General features: G+C 70.5%; 25 protein-coding genes and 1 riboswitch. Of the genes, 8 read left to right on the forward strand and 17 right to left on the reverse strand.

The genetic code is table 11. The features are described 5' to 3' along the window. Positions 1-13 precede the first annotated feature (13 nt). Both ACIQPR_RS36810 and ACIQPR_RS36815 read right to left on the reverse strand, forming a co-directional pair. Entirely contained in the window at positions 14-1,204 is a 1,191-nt protein-coding gene (locus ACIQPR_RS36810; protein ID WP_403657601.1) for an extracellular solute-binding protein, read from the reverse strand. A gap of 220 nt (positions 1,205-1,424) precedes the next feature. Next, entirely contained in the window at positions 1,425-2,864 is a 1,440-nt protein-coding gene (locus tag ACIQPR_RS36815; RefSeq protein WP_403657604.1) for a gamma-aminobutyraldehyde dehydrogenase, read from the reverse strand. Between the two features lie 164 nt (positions 2,865-3,028). Between ACIQPR_RS36815 and ACIQPR_RS36820 the strand changes: the two genes are divergently transcribed. The 7 genes from ACIQPR_RS36820 to ACIQPR_RS36850 all read left to right on the forward strand — a co-directional run bounded on the left by ACIQPR_RS36820 (position 3,029) and on the right by ACIQPR_RS36850 (position 9,758). Further along, a complete protein-coding gene (locus ACIQPR_RS36820; RefSeq protein WP_026178557.1) occupies positions 3,029-3,544 on the forward strand; it encodes an Lrp/AsnC family transcriptional regulator in 516 nt (171 codons plus the stop codon). After that, entirely contained in the window at positions 3,529-4,908 is a 1,380-nt protein-coding gene (locus ACIQPR_RS36825) for an aspartate aminotransferase family protein (protein WP_403657607.1), read from the forward strand. Before ACIQPR_RS36820 ends, ACIQPR_RS36825 begins: the two co-directional genes overlap by 16 nt. A gap of 201 nt (positions 4,909-5,109) precedes the next feature. Then, positions 5,110-5,850, forward strand: a complete 741-nt coding sequence (locus tag ACIQPR_RS36830) for an ABC transporter ATP-binding protein (protein WP_403657610.1) — start codon at positions 5,110-5,112, stop codon at positions 5,848-5,850. After that, a complete protein-coding gene (locus tag ACIQPR_RS36835; protein ID WP_403657613.1) occupies positions 5,832-7,196 on the forward strand; it encodes a hypothetical protein in 1,365 nt (454 codons plus the stop codon). The genes ACIQPR_RS36830 and ACIQPR_RS36835 overlap by 19 nt, the downstream gene beginning before the upstream one ends. Before the next feature lie 63 nt (positions 7,197-7,259). Next, positions 7,260-7,667 carry a VOC family protein gene (locus ACIQPR_RS36840; RefSeq protein ID WP_403657615.1) on the forward strand — a complete coding sequence of 136 codons (408 nt, stop codon included), beginning with the start codon at positions 7,260-7,262 and terminating at the stop codon, positions 7,665-7,667. A 130-nt stretch (positions 7,668-7,797) separates the two neighbouring features. Beyond that, positions 7,798-8,913: an LOG family protein gene (locus ACIQPR_RS36845; RefSeq protein WP_403657618.1), complete on the forward strand. Its 1,116-nt coding sequence runs from the start codon at positions 7,798-7,800 to the stop codon at positions 8,911-8,913. 161 nt (positions 8,914-9,074) lie between these two features. Beyond that, entirely contained in the window at positions 9,075-9,758 is a 684-nt protein-coding gene (locus ACIQPR_RS36850; protein ID WP_403657621.1) for an LAETG motif-containing sortase-dependent surface protein, read from the forward strand. A gap of 63 nt (positions 9,759-9,821) precedes the next feature. Here ACIQPR_RS36850 and ACIQPR_RS36855 read toward each other — a convergent pair whose 3' ends face one another. From ACIQPR_RS36855 to rpsB, 9 genes are all read right to left on the reverse strand, one after another. Beyond that, positions 9,822-10,856: an ABC transporter ATP-binding protein gene (locus tag ACIQPR_RS36855; protein WP_403657624.1), complete on the reverse strand. Its 1,035-nt coding sequence runs from the start codon at positions 10,854-10,856 to the stop codon at positions 9,822-9,824. After that, on the reverse strand, positions 10,857-12,458 hold the full coding sequence (locus ACIQPR_RS36860) for an ABC transporter permease (protein ID WP_403657627.1): 1,602 nt from the start codon (positions 12,456-12,458) through the stop codon (positions 10,857-10,859). Positions 12,459-12,502: 44 nt separating this feature from the next. After that, on the reverse strand, positions 12,503-13,579 hold the full coding sequence (locus ACIQPR_RS36865) for a thiamine ABC transporter substrate binding subunit (protein WP_403657630.1): 1,077 nt from the start codon (positions 13,577-13,579) through the stop codon (positions 12,503-12,505). Then, positions 13,576-13,682: riboswitch (TPP riboswitch) on the reverse strand. It overlaps the preceding gene by 4 nt. 31 nt (positions 13,683-13,713) lie before the next feature. Continuing rightward, positions 13,714-14,820, reverse strand: a complete 1,107-nt coding sequence (gene rlmN, locus ACIQPR_RS36870) for a 23S rRNA (adenine(2503)-C(2))-methyltransferase RlmN (RefSeq protein WP_403657633.1) — start codon at positions 14,818-14,820, stop codon at positions 13,714-13,716. 100 nt (positions 14,821-14,920) lie between these two features. Then, entirely contained in the window at positions 14,921-16,126 is a 1,206-nt protein-coding gene (locus tag ACIQPR_RS36875; RefSeq protein ID WP_403657636.1) for a phosphatidate cytidylyltransferase, read from the reverse strand. Further along, positions 16,126-16,683: a ribosome recycling factor gene (frr, locus tag ACIQPR_RS36880; protein WP_200716139.1), complete on the reverse strand. Its 558-nt coding sequence runs from the start codon at positions 16,681-16,683 to the stop codon at positions 16,126-16,128. The genes ACIQPR_RS36875 and frr overlap by 1 nt, the downstream gene beginning before the upstream one ends. Before the next feature lie 130 nt (positions 16,684-16,813). Then, positions 16,814-17,572 carry a UMP kinase gene (pyrH, locus tag ACIQPR_RS36885; protein WP_403657640.1) on the reverse strand — a complete coding sequence of 253 codons (759 nt, stop codon included), beginning with the start codon at positions 17,570-17,572 and terminating at the stop codon, positions 16,814-16,816. A gap of 204 nt (positions 17,573-17,776) precedes the next feature. Then, positions 17,777-18,613 (reverse strand): translation elongation factor Ts, encoded by an 837-nt coding sequence (gene tsf, locus ACIQPR_RS36890; protein ID WP_403657643.1) that lies wholly within the window; start codon positions 18,611-18,613, stop codon positions 17,777-17,779. Positions 18,614-18,808: 195 nt separating this feature from the next. Beyond that, positions 18,809-19,723, reverse strand: coding sequence for a 30S ribosomal protein S2 (gene rpsB, locus ACIQPR_RS36895; RefSeq protein ID WP_403657646.1), 915 nt, complete (start codon positions 19,721-19,723; stop codon positions 18,809-18,811). Positions 19,724-20,003: 280 nt separating this feature from the next. Here rpsB and ACIQPR_RS36900 point away from each other — a divergent pair, with 280 nt between their 5' ends. Beyond that, on the forward strand, positions 20,004-20,591 hold the full coding sequence (locus ACIQPR_RS36900; protein WP_403657649.1) for a murein hydrolase activator EnvC family protein: 588 nt from the start codon (positions 20,004-20,006) through the stop codon (positions 20,589-20,591). Between the two features lie 80 nt (positions 20,592-20,671). Here ACIQPR_RS36900 and ACIQPR_RS36905 read toward each other — a convergent pair whose 3' ends face one another. The 6 genes from ACIQPR_RS36905 to ACIQPR_RS36930 form a co-directional block, all read right to left on the reverse strand. Continuing rightward, positions 20,672-21,229 (reverse strand): TetR/AcrR family transcriptional regulator, encoded by a 558-nt coding sequence (locus tag ACIQPR_RS36905; RefSeq protein WP_403658163.1) that lies wholly within the window; start codon positions 21,227-21,229, stop codon positions 20,672-20,674. 118 nt (positions 21,230-21,347) lie between these two features. Continuing rightward, on the reverse strand, positions 21,348-22,190 hold the full coding sequence (gene whiG, locus ACIQPR_RS36910; protein WP_403657652.1) for an RNA polymerase sigma factor WhiG: 843 nt from the start codon (positions 22,188-22,190) through the stop codon (positions 21,348-21,350). Between the two features lie 283 nt (positions 22,191-22,473). Next, positions 22,474-23,634, reverse strand: coding sequence for a DNA-processing protein DprA (dprA, locus tag ACIQPR_RS36915; protein ID WP_403657655.1), 1,161 nt, complete (start codon positions 23,632-23,634; stop codon positions 22,474-22,476). Further along, positions 23,631-25,256 (reverse strand): YifB family Mg chelatase-like AAA ATPase, encoded by a 1,626-nt coding sequence (locus tag ACIQPR_RS36920; RefSeq protein WP_403657658.1) that lies wholly within the window; start codon positions 25,254-25,256, stop codon positions 23,631-23,633. Before ACIQPR_RS36920 ends, dprA begins: the two co-directional genes overlap by 4 nt. Position 25,257: 1 nt before the next feature. Further along, positions 25,258-25,620 (reverse strand): YraN family protein, encoded by a 363-nt coding sequence (locus ACIQPR_RS36925; protein WP_403657661.1) that lies wholly within the window; start codon positions 25,618-25,620, stop codon positions 25,258-25,260. A 128-nt stretch (positions 25,621-25,748) separates the two neighbouring features. Beyond that, entirely contained in the window at positions 25,749-26,057 is a 309-nt protein-coding gene (locus ACIQPR_RS36930; RefSeq protein WP_003965949.1) for a DUF2469 domain-containing protein, read from the reverse strand. Positions 26,058-26,067 lie beyond the last annotated feature (10 nt).

Raw genomic sequence — 26,067 nt, forward strand, 5'->3', positions numbered from 1 at the left:
CCCCCCCCCCGGATCACAACCCGACGATCTTGTTCCACTCCTTCGCGAACTCGACCCGCTCCGTCGACGTGATGTCGCGGGCGATCACGAGGTGCTTGCGCATCGTGGCGTCCGGGAAGATCAGGGGGTTCTCGGCGAGGGCCGCGGTGTCCTTGTCCTTGGAGGCCGCCAGGACGTCCTGCGCGGCGGGGACGGGGCACACGTAGTTGACCCAGGCGGCGAGTTCGGCGGCGACCTCGGGGTCGTAGTAGTAGTCGATCAGACGTTCCGCGTTGGTCTTGTGGCGGGCCAGGTCCGGGATCATCAGGGAGTCCGCCCAGAGTTCGGCGCCCTCCTCGGGGACGACGAAGCGGATGTCCGGGTTGTCGGCCTGGAGCTGGATCACGTCGCCGGAGTACGCCTGACAGGCCAGGACGTCCCCGCTGACCAGGTCCTTGGTGTAGTCGTTGCCGGTGAAGCGGCGGATCTGGTTCCGGCTGATCTGGGTCCGGACCTGGTCGCACACCTTGTGGAAGTCCGCGGCCGTCCACTTGGTGATGTCGACGCCGTTGCCCTGCATCAGCAGCGCGAACGCCTCGTCGAGGCCGGAGAGCAGGGTGACCCGCCCCTTGAGGTCGCTCGCCCACAGGTCGGAGACGTGCCGGATCTCGCGGCCGAGTCTGCGGTGGTTGTAGGCGATGCCGGTGATGCCGGACTGCCACGGCACGGTGTACTGGCGGCCCGGGTCGAAGGCGGGCGAGCTGAGCTGCGGGTCGAGGTACTTCGCCACGTTGGGCTGCGCGGAGCGGTCCATGCGCTGGACCCAGCCGAGGCGGACGAACCGCGCGCACATCCAGTCGCTCATGACGATCAGATCGCGGCCGGTCTGCTGGTGGTTCATGAGGGCCGGGCTGATCTTGCCGAAGAACTCGTCGTTGTCGTTGATCTCCTCGATGTAGTCGACGGAGATCCCGGTCTTCTTCTCGAAGGCGTCCAGCGTGGGCCGCTTGGTGGCGTCGTTGTCATCGGTGTCGATGTACAGCGGCCAGTTCGCCCAGGTCAGCCGCTTGTCCTGGGTGGACAGATCGGCACCGGCACGATCGCCCGCCTTCACATAGGCGGCGGGCACACCGCACCCGGCGAGGGCGCCGAGCGCGGCGGTACCGCCGAGCGCGCGCAGCAGGGAGCGGCGGGAGGGCGAGTACGGCTTGGGAGTCTTGGGCACCCGCGCAGCATGACCCGGCGGCCGGTGTCCGATCAATGGACGCTGCGTCGAGCGGCTCCCCGCGGACCCGACACCTTGTCGATCGGTTGGCTGTGAGGTAACCGGACGTTCACACCCGGCGCGCGCGGCAGCGCGGCCCCGGACGGTCAACTCCCGTCCGGGGCCGCGCACTTGCCCTGCCTGCTTGCCCTGCCGACCTGCCGACCTGCCCTGCCGACGCCTACTCGCCCAGCGACGTCATCACGTGCTTGATCCGCGTGTAGTCCTCGAAGCCGTAGCCCGACAGGTCCTTGCCGTAGCCGGACTTCTTGAAGCCGCCGTGGGGCATCTCGGCGACCAGCGGGATGTGGGTGTTGATCCACACGCAGCCGAAGTCGAGGGCCTTGGACAGGCGCATCGCGCGGGCGTGGTCCTTCGTCCAGACCGAGGAGGCGAGGGCGTAGTCGACGCCGTTGGCCCACTCGACCGCCTGGGCCTCGTCGGTGAAGGACTGGACGGTGATGACCGGTCCGAAGACCTCGTTCTGGATGATCTCGTCGTCCTGGCGCAGACCCGAGACGACGGTCGGGGCGTAGAAGTAGCCGACCTCACCGACCCGGTGGCCGCCCGCCTCCACCTTCGCGTGCGCGGGCAGGCGCTCGATGAAGCCGGTGACCTGCTTGAGCTGGTTCGGGTTGTTCAACGGCCCGTACAGCACATCCTCGTCGTCTGGCTGGCCCGTCTTCGTCTCGGCCGCGGCCTTGGCGAGCGCGGCCACGAACTCGTCGTGGATGCCCTCCTGGACGAGCACGCGGGTGGCCGCCGTGCAGTCCTGGCCCGCGTTGAAGAAGCCCGCCACCGAGATGTCCTCGACGGCCTTGGCGATGTCGGTGTCCTCGAAGACGACGACCGGGGCCTTGCCGCCCAGCTCCAGGTGGACCCGCTTGAGGTCCTTGGACGCGGACTCGGCGACGGACATGCCGGCGCGCACGGAGCCGGTGATGGAGGCCATCGCCGGGGTGGGGTGCTCGACCATCGCGCGGCCGGTGTCGCGGTCGCCGCACACGACGTTGAAGACGCCCTTGGGCACGATCGAGCCGATGATCTCGGCGATCAGGACGGTGGAGGCGGGAGTGGTGTCCGAGGGCTTCAGCACCACCGTGTTGCCCGCGGCCAGCGCCGGCGCGAACTTCCACACGGCCATCATCATCGGGTAGTTCCACGGCGCGACCTGCGCGCAGACGCCGACCGGCTCGCGCCGGACGATGGAGGTCATGCCCTCCATGTACTCGCCGGCCGAGCGGCCTTCGAGCATGCGGGCCGCGCCCGCGAAGAAGCGGATCTGGTCGACCATCGGCGGGATTTCCTCGGAGCGGGTCAGCCCGATCGGCTTGCCGGTGTTCTCCACCTCGGCCGCGATCAGCTCCTCGGCCCGCTCCTCGAACGCGTCCGCGATCTTCAGCAGGGCCCGCTGCCGCGCCGCCGGGGTCTCGTCCCGCCAGGCCGGGAACGCGGCGGCGGCGGCCACCATCGCGGCGTCGACGTCGGCCGCCCCGGACAGCGGAGCGGTCGCGTACGCCTCCCCCGTCGCGGGATTGACCACCTCGGTGGTCCGTCCGTCGGCGGCGTCCCGGAACTCACCGTCGATGTAATTGCGCAGACGACGCAGCTCGGTGCTCACTGCCGGCCCTCCAGTTCGGGTGTCCAATCACTGAGACACCCACCCTAATCGCCCGGCCCACGTTTTCAACACCCCTGATCGCATCAAGACTACGAAATCCGCAAGTCTCGACCACGTAAACAACGAATTTCATCGAAGCGGCCTTGCGGAACGGTCGAGACGTCGTGCACAGTGAAGCCGTGGCCAGTCGTAGCGCAGAACACAGGGACTCCCGCGAGTCCAGGAACGGGACTCCGCATCTGGATTCCGTCTCCCTCGCCATCATCGAGCAGCTCCAGGAGGACGGCCGCCGGCCGTACGCCGCGATCGGCAAGGCGGTCGGCCTCTCCGAGGCGGCCGTGCGCCAGCGCGTCCAGAAGCTGCTGGACCAGGGCGTCATGCAGATCGTCGCCGTCACGGACCCGCTCACCGTGGGCTTCCGCAGACAGGCGATGGTCGGGGTGAACGTCGAGGGCGATGTCGAGAACGTGGCGGACGCGCTGACGGCCATGCCGGAAGTGGAGTACGTGGTGATGACCGCGGGCTCGTACGACCTCCTCGCCGAGATCGTCTGCGAGGACGACGACCACCTGCTGGACGTCATCAACAAACGCATTCGGGCGCTGCCCGGCGTGCGCTCCACCGAGAGCTTCGTTTATCTGAAGCTCAAGAAGCAGACCTACATGTGGGGAACCCGATAACCGTGAGCAAGGACCTCAGCCGCACCGCGTACGACCACCTGTGGATGCACTTCACCCGCATGTCCTCGTACGAGAACGCGCCCGTTCCCACGATCGTCCGTGGCGAGGGCACCTACATCTACGACGACCAGGGCAAGCGCTACCTCGACGGTCTCGCGGGGCTGTTCGTGGTCCAGGCCGGTCACGGCCGCGCCGAACTGGCCGAGACCGCCGCCAAGCAGGCGCGGGAGCTGGCCTTCTTCCCCATCTGGTCGTACGCCCACCCCAAGGCCGTCGAGCTGGCGGAGCGTCTCGCCCACCACGCGCCCGGCGACCTGAACAAGGTCTTCTTCACCACCGGCGGCGGCGAGGCCGTCGAGACCGCCTGGAAGCTCGCCAAGCAGTACTTCAAGCTCCAGGGCAAGCACACCAAGTACAAGGTCATCTCGCGCGCGGTCGCCTACCACGGCACCCCGCAGGGCGCCCTGTCCATCACCGGCCTGCCGGCGCTGAAGGCACCCTTCGAGCCCCTGGTCCCCGGCGCGCACAAGGTCCCGAACACCAACATCTACCGCGCCCCGATCCACGGCGACGACCCGGAGGCCTTCGGCCGCTGGGCCGCCGACCAGATCGAGCAGCAGATCCTGTTCGAGGGCCCGGAGACGGTCGCCGCGGTCTTCCTGGAGCCCGTGCAGAACGCGGGCGGCTGCTTCCCGCCCCCGCCCGGCTACTTCCAGCGGGTCCGCGAGATCTGCGACCAGTACGACGTCCTCCTGGTCTCCGACGAGGTCATCTGCGCCTTCGGCCGCCTGGGCACGATGTTCGCCTGCGACAAGTTCGGCTACGTACCGGACATGATCACCTGCGCCAAGGGAATGACCTCGGGCTACTCCCCGATCGGCGCGTGCATCGTCTCCGACCGGATCGCCGAGCCCTTCTACAAGGGCGACAACACCTTCCTGCACGGCTACACCTTCGGCGGCCACCCGGTCTCCGCCGCGGTCGGCCTCGCCAACCTCGACATCTTCGAGCGCGAGAACCTCAACCAGCACGTCCTCGACAACGAGGCGAACTTCCTCCAGACCCTCCAGAAGCTGCATGACCTCCCGATCGTCGGCGACGTCCGCGGCAACGGCTTCTTCTACGGCATCGAGCTGGTCAAGGACAAGGCCACCAAGGAGACCTTCACGGACGAGGAGTCGGAGCGCGTGCTCTACGGCTTCGTCTCCAAGAAGCTCTTCGAGTACGGCCTCTACTGCCGCGCCGACGACCGCGGTGACCCGGTCATCCAGCTGTCGCCGCCGCTGGTCTCCGACCAGTCCACCTTCGACGAGATCGAGTCCATCGTCCGCCAGGTGCTGACGGAGGCCTGGACAAAGCTCTGATCGTTCAGAGGGATCTTCCGCCTGGATGATCAACACCGGCCCCGGGCCGCCGTTCGAGTGAGAAACGGCGGCCCGGGGCCGTGTGCTGTCCGGGCTCCCGCAGACCGCTCCTTAGCGTGCCAGTGACCGATCGGCCCCCTCTTCGTTCCCCCGGACGGGGGATGCGACACGGGAAAACGGATCAGAACGAGGTGTACGCGCATGGTGGCCCCGCCGGACAACGACGTGCTCTGGGCACGTGCCCTGCACTTCCAGCACCACGACGGAACACCCGCCCTCGGCGGTGTCTCGCTCGGTGTCCGGGAGGGCGAGATCCTCGCCGTCTGCGGCCCGCGCGGCAGCGGCAAGACGACCCTGCTGCGCTGCCTCTCGGGACTGGAGCGCCCCGGCCAGGGCGAGGTCTGGTTCAACAGCGTGCCCGTGCACACCATGGGCCCGATGACCCGCGAACGGCTGCGCCGCGACCGCTTCGGCTGGATCGACCCGGCGCCCGTGCTCGTCCCCGAGCTGAACGTCTGGGAGAACGCGGCCCTGCCCCTGATGCTGCGCGGCACCAGCCGCCGCCGCGCGAAGACCGCCGCACTGGAGTGGCTGGACCGCCTCGACATCGGCGAGCACGCCCGCAAGCGCCCGCACGAACTGCGCCAGGCGGAGCGCCAGCGCGTCTCCATCGCCCGCGCGCTGGCCCCGGCGCCGACGGTCCTGTTCGCCGACGAGCCGACCGCCCCGCTGCACCGCGCCGACCGCGCCCACGTCCTGCGCACGCTCACCACGGCGGCCCGCTCGCACGGCATCACGGTCGTCCTCGCCACCCACGAGACGGAGACCGCGGCCCTCGCGGACCGCACGGTGTCGCTCCTGGACGGACGCCGGGTCAACACCGTCCACCTCCCCCCGGTCACCGAGACGGAAGGCCGGGCCGCGTGCTCGCTCTCCGTCTGACCCGCGGCTCGCACCCCGCCGTCCAACTGCGCCGTCTGCTGGTCGCGGTGGCCTCGGCGGGCACGGGCTTCCTCCTGCTGTGCACCCTCGGCTACGCGATGAGCCACCCCGACTCCCCCGCCGCCTCGGCCCTGCGCCTCGGCTGGTGCCTGACCCCGCTGGCCGCCACCGTCTACTTCGCGGTGGCCGTCTCCCGCACCGACCCGGCGACCAGACCCCGCCCCGGCCTCTCCGCGATCGGCCTCGGCCCCGGCCGCCTGATGGCCATCTCGGCGACCACCACCGCGCTGGCCTGCACCCTCGGTTCCATGCTGGCGCTCCTCTTCTTCCTGCACCTGCGCGGCGACCTCACCGGCATGCCCTTCGACGGCGCGGCGGCCGAGTTCCTCGCCTCGGACCAGCCGCTCCCCCTCCCCGCCGCACTGACCCTCCTCGCCCTCGTCCCGGTGACCGCCTCCGTCGCGGTGGCCCTCACCCTGCGCCCCCGCGACCTCCGCCCCGCCTCGGAACAGGGCCCGGCACGGTCCTACGGCCGCTTCGGCGCGCAGGGCCGCCCGGCGTCCCGCGAGACCTTCGGGGCGTACGGCCGCTTCGGCGCGCACCTGCGCGGCGCGGGCCGGGCCGGCGGGCGGGAGCCCGAACCGGCCGAACAGCCGGTACAGGCCGAGCAGTTGGCGGCCACGAGCGGCGGCGCCCCCGGCGACCACCCCGACCCCTCGCGCCCGGCCGCTCCCCGGGAAGCCCCGCGTGGCCTCCCCTGGGGCATCGCGGTCCTGGCTGCCGGGCTCGCGGTGGAGGCGTACGCGAACCGGATGCGGGACGCCGGCGGGCTGTCCCTGCCCGGCGGACTCTCCGACGGCCCGGCGAGCGTCCTGGCCGGCTGGGTGCTGACCGCGATCGGCCTCGCGCTGGCGGGCCCCGGACTCACCCACCTCTGCGGCCGGCTGCTCCAGTCCGTCAGCCCCGGCGCGCTCCGGCTGCTGGCCGGCCGGGTCCTGATGGAGGAGGCGACCCGGATCGGCCGCCCGCTGGGCGTGGTGTGCGCGGTGGCCTCCGGCGGCTTCGCGATGACGGCGCTCTACGACGCGGACGCCCCGGCCTTCGGCCCCCTGACCACCCTCGGCCTGCTCCTGGTCACCGGCTGCACGGTGGCGACCCTGTTCACCGCCGCGCTGGAGGCCAAGCACGCCCGCGCCGACACCACGGCCGCGCTGCTCCGCCTGGGCGCCCCCGCCACGATGCTGCGCAGCGCGGCGGCCCTGCGGGCGGGCGCGCTGCTGGCCCTGTTCCTCCCGCTGACCCTGTCCGTGGCCGAGCTGGCGGCGCTCCCGCTGGCCGGCCGATGAGTTTCGCACGGACGGCCGGTCTACCCACCGAACAGCACACACGCCCGATGGGAGAGACCCCGCATGTATCAGCAGATGATCTTCGTGAACCTGGCCGTGAACGACGTCGACGCGTCGAGGAAGTTCTTCACGGAGCTGGGCTACTCGATCAACCCGCAGTTCAGCACCGAGGAGTGCGCGTGTGTCGTGATCAGTGACACGATCGTCGCGATGCTGCTCAGCAAGGGGCGGTACCGCGACTTCACCAAGAAGGAGATCGCCGACTCGACGACGACCAGCGAGGTCCTGCTGTGTCTGAGCGCCGAGAGCCGCGAGAAGGTCGACGAGCTGGTCGACAAGGCCTTCGCCGCCGGCGCCACGGGCAGCACGGACGCCATCGACCAGGGCTTCATGTACGGCCGCTCCTTCGACGACCTCGACGGCCACTCCTGGGAGGTCGTGTGGATGGACCCGGCGGCGGTCCAGGGCTGATCGCGGCGGTCGCCGCGGGCACGCTGCCGGCCGGTCCGGCGGCCGGGGTGTTCGTCGACCGCCGGGCCCACCGGCGGACGATGCTGGCGGCGGAGAAAGGGACTTCGCCGCCACGACCTAGCATGGGCGCGTGCTGCCCACCCTTCCCCCCGCCTCCGGTGACCGTGAGATCGAGTCCCTCGCCGAGTTCGACGAGGTGGTCGCGGCGCGCGGCTCACTCGGTGGGCATCGCGTCCAGGCCGTCGATCTGACGGACCGTACAAAGGAGTTGCTCGGCACCGACACCTCGGGCGCCGTCTTCCTCGGCTGCGCGATGCGCGACGAGGCCGTCGCGAAGGTGCGGGCCGACGGCGCGCTGGTCTTCCCGCCGGTCCCGCATCTGCCCTTCGACCCCTACCGCGGTCGTCTCTACACGCCGGCCGAGCTGTTCGCCTCGCTCGACCAGGGCTACGAGGGGACGCCGGACGCGCTCGCGTACGACTGGTTCCAGCGGACCAAGGCGGACGGCGACATTTACGCCTCGATGCTGCGCGCCGTCCACGACGACTCGATCTCCGACGCCCTCGACGAACTCCTGCGCGGGGCACGGGTGGTGGGCATCATGGGCGGCCACGCGACGGCGCGCGGGACGGAGGCCTACGGCGGTGCCGCGCGCCTGGGCCGGGAGTTGAGCCGCTCGGGGTTCACGGTGGCGACCGGCGGCGGTCCCGGCGCGATGGAGGCGGCCAACCTGGGTGCGTACGCGGCGCCGTACGAGGACGCGATGCTGGACAAGGCCTGCGAACTCCTCGCCGCCGCGCCGTCGTTCAGCCCCTCCGTCACCGCGTGGGCCGAACTCGCCTTCCAGGTCCGCGAGCGCTGGCCCGAGGGCAACCACTCGGTGGGCATCCCCACCTGGTTCTACGGCCACGAGCCGCCGAACGCCTTCGCCTCGCACATCGCCAAGTACTTCGCCAACGCCACCCGCGAGGACGGTCTGTTGGCCCGCTCCAACGCGGGGGTGGTGTTCCTGCCGGGCGCGGCCGGGACCGTACAGGAGATCTTCGACAACGCGACACCGAACTACTACGGGTCGCGCGGGGAGCCCACGCCGATGGTGCTGGTGGACCGGGAGCACTGGACGGAGCGGCTGCCGGCCTGGCCGCTGCTGCGCGCACTTGCCCGGGAACGGCCGATGGCGGCCCGTATCGCCCTCGTTGACCGGATCGAGGAGGCTCCGGAGGCGCTGAAACGTCTCTCTGATTAAAGGGCAGGTAAAGCCAACTGCTGTACATCGCATATGCATTGACACTGCTTACGCAGCACTTATAGACCAGTGAGACGCCTGGGGGTGGTGGTGCCTCACCCCGCATACCGCTCCATCTCCCCCTGAACCCCCCGCAGTTGCACATCCCGTGAAGGGCAAACGTGTCCATATCTCGACGTACCGTACGCATCCTCGGTGTCGCGTCCGCCTCGGCCGCACTCGCGCTCGGCTTCGCGGGCAACGCGCTCGCCTGCAACATCAGCGAGTTCTCCGCCGAAGCCACGTGTGACGGCGCCAAGGGCGTCATCATCGTCACCGACAAGGACGCCTCGGCCACCGAGGCGACCATCACGGTGTTCCTGGAGAACAACGGTTCCGACGCCAGGCAGGTCGGCGACGCTCAGACCGTCAAGGGCTCCGCCAAGGGTGAAACCGTCACCTTCTCCGAGGACTGGCAGCCGAACGCGACGTACCGCGTCCACGTCACGGCCACCAACGGCCTCAACAAGAACATCTCCCCGAACCTGACCACCCCGTCCAAGGCCTGCCAGTCGGAGTCGCCCACCCCGACCCCGACCGAGGCCTCCCCGACCCCGTCGGAGACCGCCACCACCCCGGCCGAGTCCGACACCCCGACCCCGTCCGCCTCGGAGAGCAGCAGCACCGCTCCCGCGACGACGACGGACAACGAGCCGTCCCCGGCGGCCGGTACCTCGAACCTCGCCGAGACCGGTGCCAACTCCAACACCGGCATGATCGCCGGTATCGCGGGCGCGTTCGTCCTCGTGGGCGGCGGAGCCGTCTACTACGGCATGCGTCGCCGCGGTGCGGCCAACGGCCGCTGATCGAACCACTGTTGTGGCCCGCCCGGTTCGTGGGGGCGGGCCACACGCATGTCCGCCCGGCCCTCAGCCGTCGAGTACGACGGTCTCGGCCGCGTCGAACTCCACCCCGACCGTGTCCCCGACCTCCGGCGCCGCCCGCAGCGCGCACGCCGCCTCCAGGCGCGGCGCGCCCTCCGGCTGGAGTCGCACGGCGACATGGGTGCCCCGGAAGGTGCGCGCGGCGACCGTGCAGCGCAGGCCCTCGTCGGCGGGCAACAGGCGTACGCCCGCCGGGCGTACGAGGAGTGTGCGGGAGCCCTGAGGGGCCGCCTCGGGGACCGGCACCTTGCCCCAGGGGGTGTCCGCGGCCTCGCCCGTGACGGTCGCCGCGACCACGTTGTCGAAGCCGAGGAAACGGGCCACGAACTCGTCGGCGGGGCGCTGCCAGACCTCAAGTGGCGTACCGGACTGGGCGATCCGCCCGTCCCGCATCACCACGACCCGGTCGGCCAGCGCGAACGCCTCGCCCTGGTCGTGCGTGACCGCCAGCACGGTCGTGCCCAACACCCCGAACAGCTCCCGGAGTTCGACGACCAGCCGCTCCCGCAGCGACCGGTCGAGCTGGCCGAGCGGTTCGTCGAGCATGAGGAGCCGGGGGCGGGGCGCGAGAGCGCGGGCGAGCGCGACCCGCTGCTGCTCACCGCCGGACAGCCCGGCGACGGCCCGCCGGGCGGCACCCGGCAGTCCGACCAGGTCGAGCAACTCCCCCACCTGGTCCTTCTGTTGTCCCTTCGACGCGCCGCGCATCCGCAGTCCGAAGGCCACGTTGCCGGCCACGTCCCGCTGCGGGAACAGCTGATGGTCCTGGAACATCAGACCCACCCCGCGCCGGTGCGCGGGCACCCCGGCCTGGTCGTGTCCGTCGAGCAGCACCCGCCCGGAGTCCAGGGCTTGCAGCCCGGCCACCGCCCGCAGCAGCGTCGACTTGCCGCTGCCGCTCGGCCCGAGCACACACACGATCTCGTGCTCGGCGACACCCAGGTCGACGGCGTCCAGCACCGGGCGCCCGCCGAACCGTACGGTCGCGTCCTCAAGGCCCAGCAGCAGGTCCGACGGCATCTAGAACTCCCCCGTCCGGTCGGTGCGCAGCCGCTCAAGGACCAGCAGGGCCACCGCGCACACCACCATCAGAATCGTCGAAAGGGCCATCGCCTGGCCGTAGTTGAGATCCCCGGGCCGGGACAGCAGCCGGGCCACCGCGACCGGCAGCGTCGGGTTGTCGGGCCGCGCGATGAACACGGTCGCCCCGAACTCCCCCAGCGACACCGCGAACGCGAACCCGGCGGCGATCAGCAACGCCCGCCGCACCAACGGCAGATCGACCTCGCGCCACACCCGCCACGGCGACGCCCCGAGCACGGCCGCCGCCTCCCGCAGCCGCCCGTCCACCGCCCGCAGCACGGGCAGCATGGTCCGTACGACGAAGGGGACACCGACCAGCGCCTGCGCGAGCGGCACCAGGATCCATGAACTCCGCAGATCCACCGGGGGTTTGTCGAGCGAGATCAGGAAGCCGAAGCCGACCGTCACCGCCGACACCCCGAGCGGCAGCATCAGCAGCGCGTCGAAGCCGCGTACCAGCCGTCCCGCGTCGCGCCGGGTCAGGGCCGCGGCGGCGAGGCCGCCGATCAGCACGGCGATGGCGGTGGCGGCGACGGCGTACTCCAGCGAGTTGCCGATCGCGGCGATCGGCGGGACCAGGAAGGTGCCGCCGTCGTCGTGGGTCAGCGCCCGGTAGTAGCCGAAGTGCGCTGTGCCGAGCGACCGTTGGACCAGCACCGCGAGCGGCAGTACGAGCAGCAGGAGGATCGAGACGAGGACTCCGGCCAGCAGGGACCACTGGCCGGCCCCGCGCGGGCGGCGTGCGGTCACCGCCGGGTCCACCAGCCGCAGGGCCGTCTCCCGTCGCCGTACCGTCCAGGCGTGGACGGCGAGGATCGTGCCCACCGCGGCGAACTGGACGATCGTCAGCACGGCCGCCGTGGAGAGGTCGAAGATCTCGGAGGTCTGGCGGTAGATCTCCACTTCGAGGGTCGAGAAGGTCGGGCCGCCGAGGATCTGCACCACACCGAACGAGGTGAAGGTGAACAGGAAGACCATCAGCGCGGCGGCGGCCACGGCGGGCGCGAGCGCGGGCAGCGTCACCTGCCGCCAGGCCCGCAGCCGGGAGGCGCCGAGCATCCGCGCGGCCTCCTCCTGACGCGGGTCGAGCTGGGCCCAGAGGCCGCCCACCGTCCGGACGACGACCGCGTAGTTGAAGAAGACGTGCGCGAGCAGGATGGCCCACACGGTGGTGTCCAGCCGTACGCCCCACAGGTCGTCCAGGAGTCCGCCGCGGCCGACGAGCGCGAGGAAGGCCGTACCGACGACGACCGTGGGCAGCACGAAGGGGACCGTCACGACCGCCCGCAGCACGTGCCGGCCCGGGAAGTCGAAGCGCGCGAAGACATACGCGCCGGGGAGCGCGATGAGCAGCGTGAGCGCGGTGGAGGCGAGCGCCTGCCAGGTGGTGAACCACAGGACGTGCCGGATGTCCGACTGGGCCAGCACGTCCGCGATGCGGCCCAACTGCCAGGCGCCGTCCACCTTCAGGCCGCGCGCGACGATCGCGGCGACCGGATAGGCGAAGAACACCGCGAAGAACGCGACGGGCACGGCCATGAGACCGAGCCGCGTCACGCTGCCCCGGTGGGTCCGCCGGGGGGCTACTTCAGTACGAGCGAGGTCCACGACTTGACCCACTGGTCCCGGTCGGCGGCGATCTTCGCGGGGGCCATGGTCTCGGGGTCCTTGGCCTGCGGACCGTACTTCGTGAACTCGGCCGGCACGGTCGCGCCCTCGATCACCGGGTAGACGAACATGTTGAGCGGCATGTCCTCCTGGAACTCCTTGGTGAGCAGGAAGTCGATGAAGGCCTTGCCGCCCTTGGTGTTCCTCGCGTTGCTGAGCAGTCCCGCGTACTCGGTCTGCCGGAAGCAGGTGCCGTACGCCACCCCGGTGGGCGCGGTGGTCGGCTTCGGGTCGCCGTAGATGACCTCGGCGGGCGGCGAGGAAGCGTACGAGACGACGAGGGGCCGGTCGCCGCCCGCCTTCCTGCCACCGGCCGACCCGGAGAACTCCTGGTCGTAGGCCTGCTCCCAGCCGTCGACGACCTTCACGCCGTTGGCCTTGAGCTGCTTCCAGTACGCCTGCCAGCCGTCGTCCCCGAATTGGGCCGCGCTGCCGAGCAGGAAGCCGAGGCCGGGCGAGGAGGTGGCCGCGTTCTCGGTGACCAGGAGGTTCTTGTACTCGGGCTTGACCAGGTCCGCGAAGGAGGTGGGCGGGGTCAGCTTGTGCTTGCTGAAGTAGGCCTTGTCGTAGTTGACGCAGATGTCGCCGGTGTCGATGGGCGTGACCCGGTGCTTGGACTCGTCGACGCGGTAGGCGGGTTTGACGGTCGCGGAGCCCTTCGCGTCGTAGGACTGGAAGAGGCCGTTGTCGAGCGCGCGGGAGAGCAGGGTGTTGTCGACGCCGAAGAAGACGTCTCCCTGGGGGTTGTCCTTGGTCAGGATCGCCTTGTTGACGGCCTGTCCGGCGTCGCCGTCCTTGAGGACCTTGACGGTGTAGCCGGACTGCTTCTCGAAGTCCTTGAGGACGCTCTTGGAGACGGCCCACGAGTCGTGGCTGACGAGCGTGACGGTCTTGGAGCCGGAGCCGCCGCTGCCGTCCGAGCCCGACCCGCACGCGGAGAGCGTGACCAGGCCGAGGCCCACGAGGACAGCACAGTACTTCTTGGTGTTCACGGTGATGACCGAACTTCCTACCCAGAATGACCTGGGCGAGGTTCAGAGGGTCTGCGGCCCGATTGCCGCACTCTCAGCGCTGCGCGCTCCCCTGTCGGATATGAAGGTGTACGTACAGGTGGTACGGGTGAAGGTTACCTCTCGGTGGCCGCCAGCTGACCGCACGCTCCGTCGATCTCCTGGCCACGGGTGTCCCGGACGGTGACCGGCACCCCATGGGCCGCGATGGCCTCGACGAACGCCTTCTCGTCCTCGGGGCGGGAGGCCGTCCACTTGGAGCCCGGCGTCGGGTTCAGCGGGATCAGGTTGACGTGCACGGGCTTGCCCTTGAGGAGCCGGCCGAGCCGGTCGCCGCGCCACGCCTGGTCGTTGATGTCCCGGATCAGCGCGTACTCGATGGACAGCCGGCGCCCGGACTTCGCCGCGTACTCCCAGCCGGCGTCGAGGACCTCGCGGACCTTCCACCGGGTGTTCACGGGGACCAGGGTGTCGCGCAGGTCGTCGTCCGGCGCGTGCAGCGAGATCGCGAGCCGGCACTTGAAGCCCTCGTCCGCGAAACGGTGGATCGCCGGCACGAGTCCGACCGTCGAGACGGTGATCCCGCGCTGCGAGAGGCCGAGGCCGTCCGGCTCGGGGTCGGTGAGGGCACGGATGGACTGGACGACCCGCTTGTAGTTGGCGAGGGGCTCGCCCATGCCCATGAAGACGATGTTGGAGAGCCGGGCGGGACCCCCCGGGATCTCGCCGTCGCGCAGCGCGCGCATGCCGTCCACGATCTGGTGCACGATCTCACCGGTGGAGAGGTTCCGGTCGAGGCCGGCCTGGCCCGTCGCGCAGAACGGGCAGTTCATCCCGCAGCCGGCCTGCGAGCTGATGCACATGGTGACCCGGTCCGGGTACCGCATCAGCACGGACTCGACGAGCGTCCCGTCGAACAGCCGCCACAGCGTCTTGCGGGTGGTGTCCTGGTCGGTCGACAGATGCCGTACGACCGTCATCAGCTCAGGGAGCAGCGCCTCCTGGAGCTTGGCGCGCGAACCGGCGGGGATGTCGGTCCACTGCTCCGGGTCGTGCGCGAGACGCGCGAAGTAGTGCTGCGAGAGCTGCTTGGCGCGAAACGGCTTCTCGCCGACCGCCGCGACGGCTTCCTTGCGCTCGGCGGGCGTGAGATCGGCGAGGTGCCGCGGCGGCTTCTGGGCTCCGCGCGGGGCGACGAATGTGAGTTCTCCGGGCTTAGGCATGGCCCTACCAGTGTCGCAGACATACGAAGAGGGACTCGCCGCCCTGTGGACAACGAGCCCCTCCTCCGCGAAACCGCAGGTCAGCGGGTATCCCCGCCGGTCAGCCGGAGCCGACGAACAGCACGAACATCAACCACACCACGGGAGCCGTGGGCAGCAGGGAGTCCAGCCGGTCCATGATGCCGCCGTGACCCGGCAGCAGCGTGCCCATGTCCTTGATGCCGAGGTCCCGCTTGATCATGGACTCGCCGAGGTCGCCCAGCGTGGCGCTGGCCGCGACCGCGAGGCCCAGGACGAGGCCCTGCCACCAGCTGCCGTCGTCGATCAGGAACTGCATGCACAGCGCGCCCGCCACCATCGCGAAGGACACCGCCCCGAACAGGCCCTCGCGGGTCTTGCCGGGGCTGATGCGCGGGGCGAGCTTGTGCCTGCCGAAGCGCCAGCCGATGGCGTACGCCCCGGTGTCGCTGACGACGGTCAGCAGCAGGAACGTCAGCACCCGCCAGGCGCCGTCGTCGGCGGTGAGCATCAGGGCGACGAACGTGGCCAGGAACGGCACGTAGAACGCCGCGAAGACGCCCGCCGTGACGTCCTTGAGGTAGCCCTCCGGCGGTTCCGTCATCCGCCAGACCAGGACGGCGAGCGCCGTGAGCGCCATGGCGACCCAGGCGCCCTCAGGGCCCCGGACGTAACCGGCGACGACCATCGCCGCACCGCCGACCGCGAGGGGCACGAGGGGCGCCTTGATGCCCTTGCGCTCCTGAAGCCGCGAGGTCAGCTCCCACAGACCCACCACGACGGCGACCGCTATCACGCCGACGAACACGGCCTTGACGACGAACAGGGACGCGGCGATCACCGCGCCGAGTCCGACCCCGACCCCTATGGCCGCACCCAGGTCCCGGCCCGCGCTCTTCTTCTGCGGGGCGGGCGCCGATGGCGGGACGTCGGGCATGGGCTCCGGATTCTGCGGCCCCACCCCGTAGGGGAGCGCCTGCGGCATGTCAGAGGTCGGTGTCCGCGGGTCGTACGACGGCGACTGCCGTACGTCGTACGGCGGCTGCCGCGTCTCGTCGCGGAACGTCTCGTCGCGGAACAAGGGGCCGCTCAGCCGAGCGGCCCCCCGGTCGTCATCCTGGTGTCCGCCGTATGCGGGCTCGTCGGGCACGATGGGCATGGGGCGAGTCTGCTGCGCCTTGGGCGCATCGTACGTGGGACCCGCCGGGGCAGCCCCCTGGACAGGCCCCTCGTCGGACGGCCCCCAGTACCCGGCTTGTGGCGGTGCCCCCCAGGAAGAGTCGTTCATCAGACCTCTAGCAGCTCCGCTTCCTTGTGCTTGAGGAGTTCGTCCACCTGGGCGACGTACTTCGCCGTGGTGTCGTCGAGCTCCTTCTCCGCGCGACGGCCCTCGTCCTCGCCGATGTCGCCGTCCTTGATCGCCTTGTCGATCGCTTCCTTGGCCTTGCGGCGGATGGAGCGGATCGAGATCTTGGAGTCCTCGGCCTTGGTCTTGGCGACCTTGATGTACTCCTTGCGGCGCTCCCCGGTCAGCTCCGGGAACGTCACACGGATGATGTTGCCGTCGTTGCTCGGGTTGACGCCGAGGTCCGAGTCACGGATCGCCTGCTCGATGTTGCGCAGCGCGCTCTTGTCGAACGGGGTCACCACGGCCATGCGCGGCTCCGGCACGGAGAACGAAGCCAGCTGGTTGATCGGTGTCAGTGCGCCGTAATAGTCGGCCACGATCTTGTTGAACATCGCCGGGTGCGCACGGCCGGTGCGGATCGCGGCGAAGTCCTCCTTGGCGACCACGACGGCCTTCTCCATCTTCTCCTCGGCTTCGAGGAGGGTCTCTTCGATCACCACTTGCTCCTGCGTGTCTTGAGTAGGCCCGGCTGCTGTGCTGTGTCGGCGTCGGCGGCCGGCTGCGTCGCGTCTTCTTCCTGCACGGTTCCCGACCGGCAGGACATTGTCCATCCCCCGGTCAGGGTCATCAGCCCTGGCTGCCTTGGTCACCCACAAGCGTGCCGATCTTCTCACCCTTGACGGCGCGGGCGATATTGCCCTCCGCCAGAAGCTCGAAGACCAGGATCGGAAGCTTGTTGTCGCGGCACAGGGTGATGGCGGTCATGTCGGCGACCTTGAGGTCCTGGGTGATGACCTCGCCGTAGCTCAGCGAGTCGAACTTGACGGCCGCGGGGTTGGTCTTCGGGTCGGAGTCGTAGACCCCGTCGACACCGTTCTTGCCCATCAGCAGCGCCTCGGCGTTGATCTCCAGGGCGCGCTGGGCGGCGGTGGTGTCGGTGGAGAAGTACGGCATGCCCATACCGGCGCCGAAGATGACCACACGGCCCTTCTCCAGGTGGCGCACGGCGCGCAGCGGGATGTACGGCTCGGCGACCTGGCCCATGGTGATGGCGGTCTGGACGCGGCTGTCGATGCCCTCCTTCTCCAGGAAGTCCTGGAGGGCGAGGCAGTTCATCACCGTGCCGAGCATGCCCATGTAGTCGGAGCGGGCCCGGTCCATGCCGCGCTGCTGGAGTTCGGCGCCGCGGAAGAAGTTGCCGCCGCCGATGACGACGGCGACCTCCGCGCCGTCCCGTACGACGGCCGCGATCTCGCGGGCGATCTTGTGCACCACGTCGGGGTCGACGCCCAGGCCACCGCCTCCGGAGAAGGCCTCTCCGGACAGCTTCAGCAGAAACCGGCCGCGTACTTTGCCGTCGTCGCTCTTCTGGGGCTTGGTGGTCATGACGTTCTCGCCTCTTTTACGTGGTCGCACACACGAAGAAGGCCACTGCCGGTGGGGTGTCTGTCGCAACCCATGCTCGGCAATGGCCTCCTCGTCAGATCTGCTGTCGTCCGCCACGCGCGCGTGCGCGACGGCGTACCCGGCCGACTGCTGACGACCCTAGCGGGATTCCACCGGGCGCCGCGCGTCGATCGCGGTACGGACTCAGATGCCGACCTTGATGCGCGTGAAGCGCTTCAGGGTGACACCCGCCTCGTCCAGAACCTTCTGGACGGACTTCTTGGGGTCGAGCGCGTACGGCTGACCGAGCAGCGTCGCGTCCTTGAAGAAGCCGTTGACGCGACCCTCGACGATCTTGGCGATCGCGGCCTCGGGCTTGCCCTCGGCGCGGGTGGTCTCCTCGGCGATGCGGCGCTCGGACTCGACGACCTCGGCCGGCACGTCGTCCTTGGCCAGGTACTTCGGCGCGAAGGCGGCGATGTGCTGGGCGACACCGCGGGCGACCTCGGCGTTCGGCTTGTCCAGCTCGACGAGGACACCGATCTGCGGGGGCAGGTCGGGCATCGTGCGGTGCATGTACGCGGACACGTAGCCGTCGGCGTACTGGGCGAAGCGGTCGAGGACGATCTTCTCGCCCAGGTTCGCGTTGGCCTCGTCGACGAATGCCTGGACCGTCTTGCCGGGCTCGATCTCGGACGCGAGCAGCGCCTCGATGTCGGCCGGGGCGGTGGCGGCGACGTGCTGGGCGATCTGGCCGGCGACGGCCTGGAACTTCTCGCCCTTGGCGACGAAGTCCGTCTCGCACTTCAGCTCGACCAGGACACCGGAGGTGTTGTCGTCGGCGATGAGGGAGACCACGGCGCCGTTCTCGGCGGAGCGGCCCTCGCGCTTGGCGACGCCCTTCTGGCCCTTGATACGGAGCGCCTCGACGGCCTTCTCGACGTTGCCCTCGGCCTCGTCCAGCGCCTTCTTGCAGTCCATCATGCCGGCGCCGGTGAGCTCGCGGAGCTTCTTGACGTCGGCGGCGGTGTAGTTCGCCATGATCTGGAAATCTCTTCTCGGAGTTCGAAGTCTCGAAGTCGGCGGCGACCCCCTGGTGAGCGGGCTTCCGCCAAAGATCTACGGGCTACGAAGATCTAGGGGCTGCGAGTGAACGGCGGGTGGCGCGGTCGGCACCACCCGCCGTCACTTCGGCTCAGCCCTTTGGCCCGGAAGGTCAGGCCGTTGGCCGGAGGATCAGGCCTGCTCGGCGGCGGGCGCCTCGGCGGCGGCTTCCTCGACGGCGACCGGAGCCTCGGCCTGCTCGGCGTCGGCGACCTTCTCCGTCTCGGCGGAGGCCTGGACCTCGGCGTCGGCGGCGGGGGCCTCGTCGGCCTTCTTCTCGCCTTCGAGCAGGTCGCGCTCCCAGGCGGCGAGCGGCTCGCCGGCGGCCTTGTCACCCTTGGCCTCGGCGGCGACACCGGAGCGGCTGATGAGGCCCTCGGCGACGGCGTCGGCGATCACGCGGGTGAGCAGGGTGACGGAGCGGATCGCGTCGTCGTTGCCCGGGATCTTGTAGTCGACCTCGTCGGGGTCGCAGTTCGTGTCGAGGATGGCGACGACCGGGATGTTGAGCTTCCGGGCCTCGCCGACCGCGATGTGCTCCTTCTTGGTGTCCACGATCCAGACGGCGCTGGGGACCTTGGACATCTCGCGGATACCACCGAGGGTCTTCTCCAGCTTGGCCTTCTCGCGCGAGAGCACGAGAAGCTCCTTCTTGGTGAGACCGGACGCGGCGACGTCCTCGAAGTCGATCTGCTCAAGCTCCTTCAGACGCTGGAGGCGCTTGTAGACGGTCGAGAAGTTGGTGAGCATGCCGCCCAGCCAGCGCTGGTTGACGTAGGGCATGCCGACGCGGGTGGCCTGCTCGGCGATGGCCTCCTGCGCCTGCTTCTTCGTGCCGACGAACATGACCGTGCCGCCGTGGGCGACGGTCTCCTTGACGAACTCGTAGGCGCGGTCGATGTACGACAGCGACTGGAGCAGGTCGATGATGTAGATGCCGTTGCGCTCGGTGAAGATGAAGCGCTTCATCTTCGGGTTCCAGCGACGGGTCTGGTGACCGAAGTGGACGCCGCTTTCCAGCAGCTCCCGCATCGTGACGACGGCCATGGCCGTTCTCCTTGATTTTCTCGGTTGTGCCGCGGGTGCCGGGACGGCACTCGCGCCTGACGCCCACGTGCGCGTGCCCAGAGGACCGAGGAGCGCTGACATCGGTTTCGTCTCTCGACGGAGGACCGGATGTCGGGGCGTGCGAAGTCGACCCGGTGACCCGGATCGCCAAAGGAAGTGTACGGGACCCGCGAGGTACCGGGTGACGCCGTTGTCCACAGGCCCTCGTCGGTCCACAGGTCCCGGCCATGATCGCCACGGGTACGGCACGGTTTGTGCCATGCGAACACGACGAAACCGGCACACGGCACTCGCCTCGGTACTGGCCCTCTTCCTCGTTCTCCTCACCTGCGCGGCCCGGGCGGACGACGCCCCTCCCGACCCGGGCGTCCCGCCCCCGTCCGTCCCGTCCGCCCCCTCGGTCCCGGCCGTCGCCCGCGCCTGGCCCGTCGGCTCCCACCCCTTGGTCCTACGAGGCTGGGAGCCCCCGGCGACGCGCTACGCCCGCGGCCACCGGGGCGTGGACCTGGCGGCCCCGGCCGGCGCTCCGGTGCGGGCGGTGGCACCGGGCCGGGTGTCCTTCGCGGGGCGGGTGGCGGGGCGGGGCGTGGTCGCGGTGGAACTGACGGGCACCGACCTCCGCACGACCTACGAGCCGGTGACCGCGTCGGTGAAGAAGGGGGACGAGGTGGAGGCGGGCGGGGTGGTGGGGACGGTGGAGCTCACCGGCTCGCACTGCGGTACGACGTCGTGCGTGCACTGGGGCCTGCTGAGAGGGGAGGTGTACCTGGACCCGCTGGAGCTGCTGCCGCCGTGGCTGCTGAACAGGGGGCCGTCCCGGTTGCTGCCGGTGCTCGGCGCTCCTTAGGAGCGCGGGGCGGGCCGCGTCGATGTGCGGCTCCGCCGCAGGGGGGCGGAGCCGGCCCGCTCCGGCCCGCTCGCCGGCCCTCAGCCCTCCACGCCCCGCAGGGCCATGCGTACCGCGGCCTCGGTGATCACCGAGGGGTCCTCCGCGGCCCCCAGCTCGATCCGCCGCACAGCCGCGTCGACAACGCCCTGCAACAGCATCGCCGCCAGTCGCGGCTCTCCGTGCCCCATCTCGGCCAGGGCCTCGACGATCATCGCGACCAGCCCGCCGTGCGCGGCCCGGATCTTCTCCCGCGCCCCGGCGTCCAGTTCACTCGCGGAGATGGCGACGACGGCCCGGTGCCGCCGGTCCCCGACCAGGGCGAGCTGCTGGCGCACGTACGCCTCGACCTTGCCCTGCGCCGAGTCCGCCCGCTCCATCGCCGCCGACACGTCCGCCGCCCAGACGGGGAAGTCGACCTCGCAGAGTTCCTCAACGACGGCGGCCCGCGAGCGGAAGTACTCGTACACGGAGGACCGCGCGAGACCCGTCCGCTCGGCCAGGGCCGGGAAGGTCAGCGCCTCCGTCCCGCCCTCGGACAGCAGGGAACGAGCCGCGTCCAGCAGGGCGGCTCGCTGCATCGACCGGTGCTCGGCCACGGAGGCCGCTCGAATCCTTGGCACGTCAACCACTCTACGGACGCTCCACCCCGGGCGGGAGTGACCCGGGCCATGCAGGCACGATTCTGCGAGGTCATGAACGCGGTACGGCGTTCGCTCAACGGCCGAAACTGGCCAGTTTGGCGCGCAGCTGGAGCACGGACTTGGTGTGGATCTGGCTGACCCGGCTCTCGGTCACCCCGAGCACGTTGCCGATCTCGGCGAGGGTCAGGCCCTCGTAGTAGTAGAGCGTGACGACGGTCTTCTCCCGCTCGGGCAACGTGTTGATCGCCCGCGCCAGGAACCGCCGCAGCTCCCGTCCCTCCGCCACCTCCACCGGGTTGTCGGCGGCGGTGTCCTCCAGGGTGTCCATCAGGCTGAGCCGGTCGCCGCCCTCGCCGCCGGCGTGCAGCAGCTCCTCCAGCGCCACCACGTTGGCCAGCGACAACTGGCTGAAAACGGCGTGGAGTTCCTCCACCGCGATGCCCATCTCGGCGGCCACCTCGCCCTCGCTGGGGGTGCGCCTGAGCCGCGCCTCCAGCGTGGCGTACGCCCGCTCCACGTTCCGCGCCTTCTGCCGCACCGAACGCGGGATCCAGTCCAGCGCACGCAACTCGTCGATCATCGCGCCCCGGATGCGGGTGATCGCGTACGTCTCGAACTTGATCTCCCGCTCGATGTCGAACTTCTCGATGGCGTCGATCAGTCCGAACACCCCCGACGACACGAAGTCCGCCTGCTCGACATTGGGCGGCAGTCCGACGCTCACCCGTCCCGCGACGTACTTCACGAGCGGCGAGTAGTGCAGGATCAGCTGCTCACGCAGCCGCTCATCACCCGTCGTCTTGTACGACCGCCACAGCTCGTCGAGCGTCGAGGGAGCGGGTGGCCGGACGCTGCCACCGTCACGGGCGGCTGGGGGGATCGCCGCCCGGTCGGACCCGGAGGTGTACTGGGGCATTCGTCGCCTTGTGCCGTTCTGCTGCGAAGTGGGGTTGCCTGGGTGAGCTGTCTGAGTGGTGTGGAGTTACCAGCCTGTTGGCCGGTCTGTGCCGGAATCCCCGTGAGCGTAGCGTGACTGTGGCGTCGCGGTGTGCGAAGGGAAGGGCCCGGACCGGCCACGGACGCGTTCGACAGGGTGCGCGGGAGGGTCGCCCCGATCGCTCTGTGTGATCACTGGAATGCGCCAACTGCGGGAATTCCCAAGGGTGTCGGGGTTCCCCCGGACGGCCGAACACACTCGGTCAGCGGCGCCCCCGACCGGGCCGGACCGAGATCATCGCCTGGCGTGTCAACTTCCAGCCGTCGCCGTGTCGTTCGACGTAACCAAGTGCTCGGAGTTCGTACAGTCTCGCGACCGCGTCGTCCTCCGTGGTCTGCGCGCCCCGGGCGATCTCCCCTGCCGCCGCCGTCCTGTTGCCGGGGAGGGCGGCGAGGACACGGCGGGCGGCCGGTTCCAACAGGTCGCGCGGGAGCACCGGTCCGCGCCGGTCCGGGGCCAGTTCGCCCATGCCGCCGACCAGTTCGACGACTTCGGCGGCATCGGTGACCAGCACCGCGTCGCCGCGCAGGAGTTCGTGCACACCGGCGGACAGTCCGCTGGTGGCCGGGCCGGGCACGCCCATGGTGTGGCGCCCCAGCCGCTGCGCCGCCCGGGCCGTGACGAGCGATCCGCTGCGATACGCGGCCTCGACCACCACGGTGCCCCGGGTGAGCGCGGCGATCACCCGGTTGCGGAGGATGAACCTGCTCGGAGTCGGATGCTCGCCGGGTGGCAACTCGCCCACCACGAGCCCCTGTTCGGCGATCCTGCCGATCAACTCGGTGTGGCCGCGCGGATAGGGCCGGTCCACTCCGCAGGCGAGCACGGCGACGGTGGCACCGCCCGCGCCGAGGGCGCCGCGATGTGCGGCGCCGTCGACTCCGTAGGCGCCGCCGGACACGACGATCCAGCCGTCCTCGGCGAGGTCGGCGGCGAGGGTGGCTGCCATGTGGGCGCCGTACTCGGTGCAGGCGCGGGCGCCGACGACGGCGACCGACTTGAGCGCCCACATCCGCAGGCTGGGCCGACCGCGCACCCACAGTCCGACGGGCCGCGCGTCCCCGAGGTCGTCGAGTTGAGCGGGCCACTCGGTGTCGCCGGGGCACACGAAGCGCACCCCGGCCTCCCGCGCGACCTCCAGGTCCCGTCCCGGCTCGGCCGACCCGGCCCGCGCGCACGCTCCGGCCCACCGTTTGTCGGTGACCCCGGCGAGCTGCGGTCCCCCGTCCCGCAGCCGCCGGGCCACCTCGACGGCGCCCAGTTCACGGATCCACCGGCCGGCCACCTCGTCGCCCGGTTCGACGACCCGGGCCAGGAAGGCGCGGGCGTGGACCTCGTCGCCCGGGTCCTCGTGGGCGGTCATACCGGCACCCGGGTGGAGCTGAGCGCGCCGCGCGCGACACCGGTGCGCAGTTGCAGGGCGAGGAGCACGTCCGTCTCGTCGGGCCGGTCGTGGCCCTTGAGGTCCGCGACCGTCCAGGCCACCCGCAGGACCCGGTCGATCCCGCGCGCGGTCAGCGCGCCCCGCTCCAGACTGCGTTCGGCCTCGTCCATCGCCCCGCGCACGGCGTGCCAGCGGCTGCGCAGTTCACGGCCGGGGACCTCGCTGTTGGTGTGCCAGGGAGTGTCCGCGAGGCGTGCCGCCGCCCGCTCCCTGGCGGCCCGCACCCGGTCCGCGACGGTAGCGGTGCTCTCGCCGCGCGCCCCGTACGCGCCGAGTTCTTCGCGGGTGACGCGGTCCACCGTGACCCGCAGGTCCACCCGGTCGAGCAGGGGGCCGGAGACGCGGGCCTGGTAGCGGCGGATCGCCATGGGCGGGCAGTCGCAGAAGTCGTCCTTCTGGGAGAAGCGGCCGCAGGGACACGGGTTGGCCGCCAGGACCATCTGGAACCTCGCCGGGAACCGCACCACGCCCGCGCTGCGGGCGATCACCACGTACCCCGACTCCAGTGGCTGCCGCAGCGCGTCCAGGGCCTGGCCACTGAACTCCGGAGTCTCGTCGAGGAAGAGAATTCCGCGGTGCGACAGGGACACCGCTCCGGGCCGCGCCATGTGGGGTCCGCCCCCGACCAGGGCCTGCATCGTGGCCGAGTGGTGCGGGGCGCAGTAGGGGGCGACGTCGATGAGGGGTTTGCCGGGAGGCAGCAGGCCCGCCACCGAGTGGACGGCCGTGACCTCCAGTGAGTCCTGCCGGCTGAGCCGGGGCAGGATCGCGGGCATCCGCTCCGCCAGCATCGTCTTGCCCGCGCCCGGCGGCCCTTCGAGGAAGAGGTGGTGTCCGCCCGCCGCGGAGATCTCCACCGCCGTGCGCGCCGCGTCCTGTCCGACGACGTCGGCGAGGTCGTGACCGGGGTCGTGATGTGCCGCTCCCGCGCTGTGCATGCCCGTGGCGGCCCCGGTGCCCGGCACCCGCAGACCGGCCAGGAGCGGATCGGGCCGTCCCAGCTCGTCCGGTTCCTCGTCGGGGACGGGCTCGTCCGCGAGTACGGCGATCAGCTGGCGCAGGCTGCGGACGCCCAGCACGGACACCCCGGGCACGAGGGACGCCTCGGCGGCGGCGCACTCCGGCACCACCACCTGCTCGTACCCCGACTCCGCCGCCGCGAGCACCGCGGGCAGGATCCCCCGGACCGGGCGGACCCTCCCGTCGAGTCCCAGTTCCCCGATCATCACGATGTCGGCGAGCACCCGGGGGTCGACCCGTTCGGCCGCGCCGAGGACCGCCGCGGCGACGGCCAGGTCGAAGCCGCTGCCGCTCTTGGGCACGGACGCCGGGCTCAGGCCCACCGTCAGCTTCTTCTGCGGCCAGGCCGCCCCTGAGTTGACGACCGCGGCGCGCACCCGGTCCTTGCTCTCCGTCAGGCTCTTGTCGGGCAGTCCCACCAGGGTGAACGCGGCGACTCCGGGTTCGAGGTCGGCCTGCACCTCGACGACCACGCCCTCGACGCCCACCAGCGCCACCGAGCACGTACGGGCGAACGCCATGTCAGACCACCCCCCGCGCGTGCTCGACGACGGGTGCGCCGCGGCCGGGCAGGAGCACGCCCACCAGGTCGATGCGGACCCCGCCCGGTGGCGCCCCTCCGTGGGCGTGGATCCAGCACGCGGCGAGGCCGCGCAGGCGTTTCGCCTTCTCGGGGGTCACCGCGGCCATCGGGTGCTCGTAGGCACCGGCCCGCCGTGTCTTGACCTCGCAGACCACCAGGACGTCGCCGTCCCGCGCCACGATGTCGATCTCGCCGGTCCTGCCACAGCGCCAGTTGCGCTCCAGGACCGTCATCCCGGCCTCGACCAGCCGTCGTGCGGCCAGCGTCTCGCCGTACTTGCCGAGTGCACTGCGTGCGTTCATGTCGGCACCACCTCCGGCGCCAACCGTCACGCGGAACGGCCCACCGAGTGGATCTTGGTGGACCGTTCCGTGGTTGTGGAGAACTCCGTCACCCACACGAGCGACGGGTGCTCCGCGAGGAGCCGCCGTCAGCCGCCCGGCAGCTCCAGATCGCTCTTGTTCAGCTCCTCGATGTTCACGTCCTTGAATGTGAGGACCCGGACCTGCTTCACGAAGCGGGCCGGTCGATACATGTCCCACACCCAGGCATCCGCCATGGACACCTCGAAGAACACCTCGCCCTGGACCGAGTGCACCTGCATCTCGTAGTCGTTGGTGAGGTAGAAGCGCCGTTCGGTCTCGATCACGTATTTGAACAGACCGACGACATCGCGGTACTCCCGGTAGAGCTTGAGCTCCATCTCGGTCTCGTACTTTTCGAGGTCCTCGGCGCTCATGGCATGTTCC

The organism is Streptomyces sp. NPDC091280, assembly GCF_044768565.1.
Classification (GTDB): Bacteria; Actinomycetota; Actinomycetes; order Streptomycetales; family Streptomycetaceae; genus Streptomyces.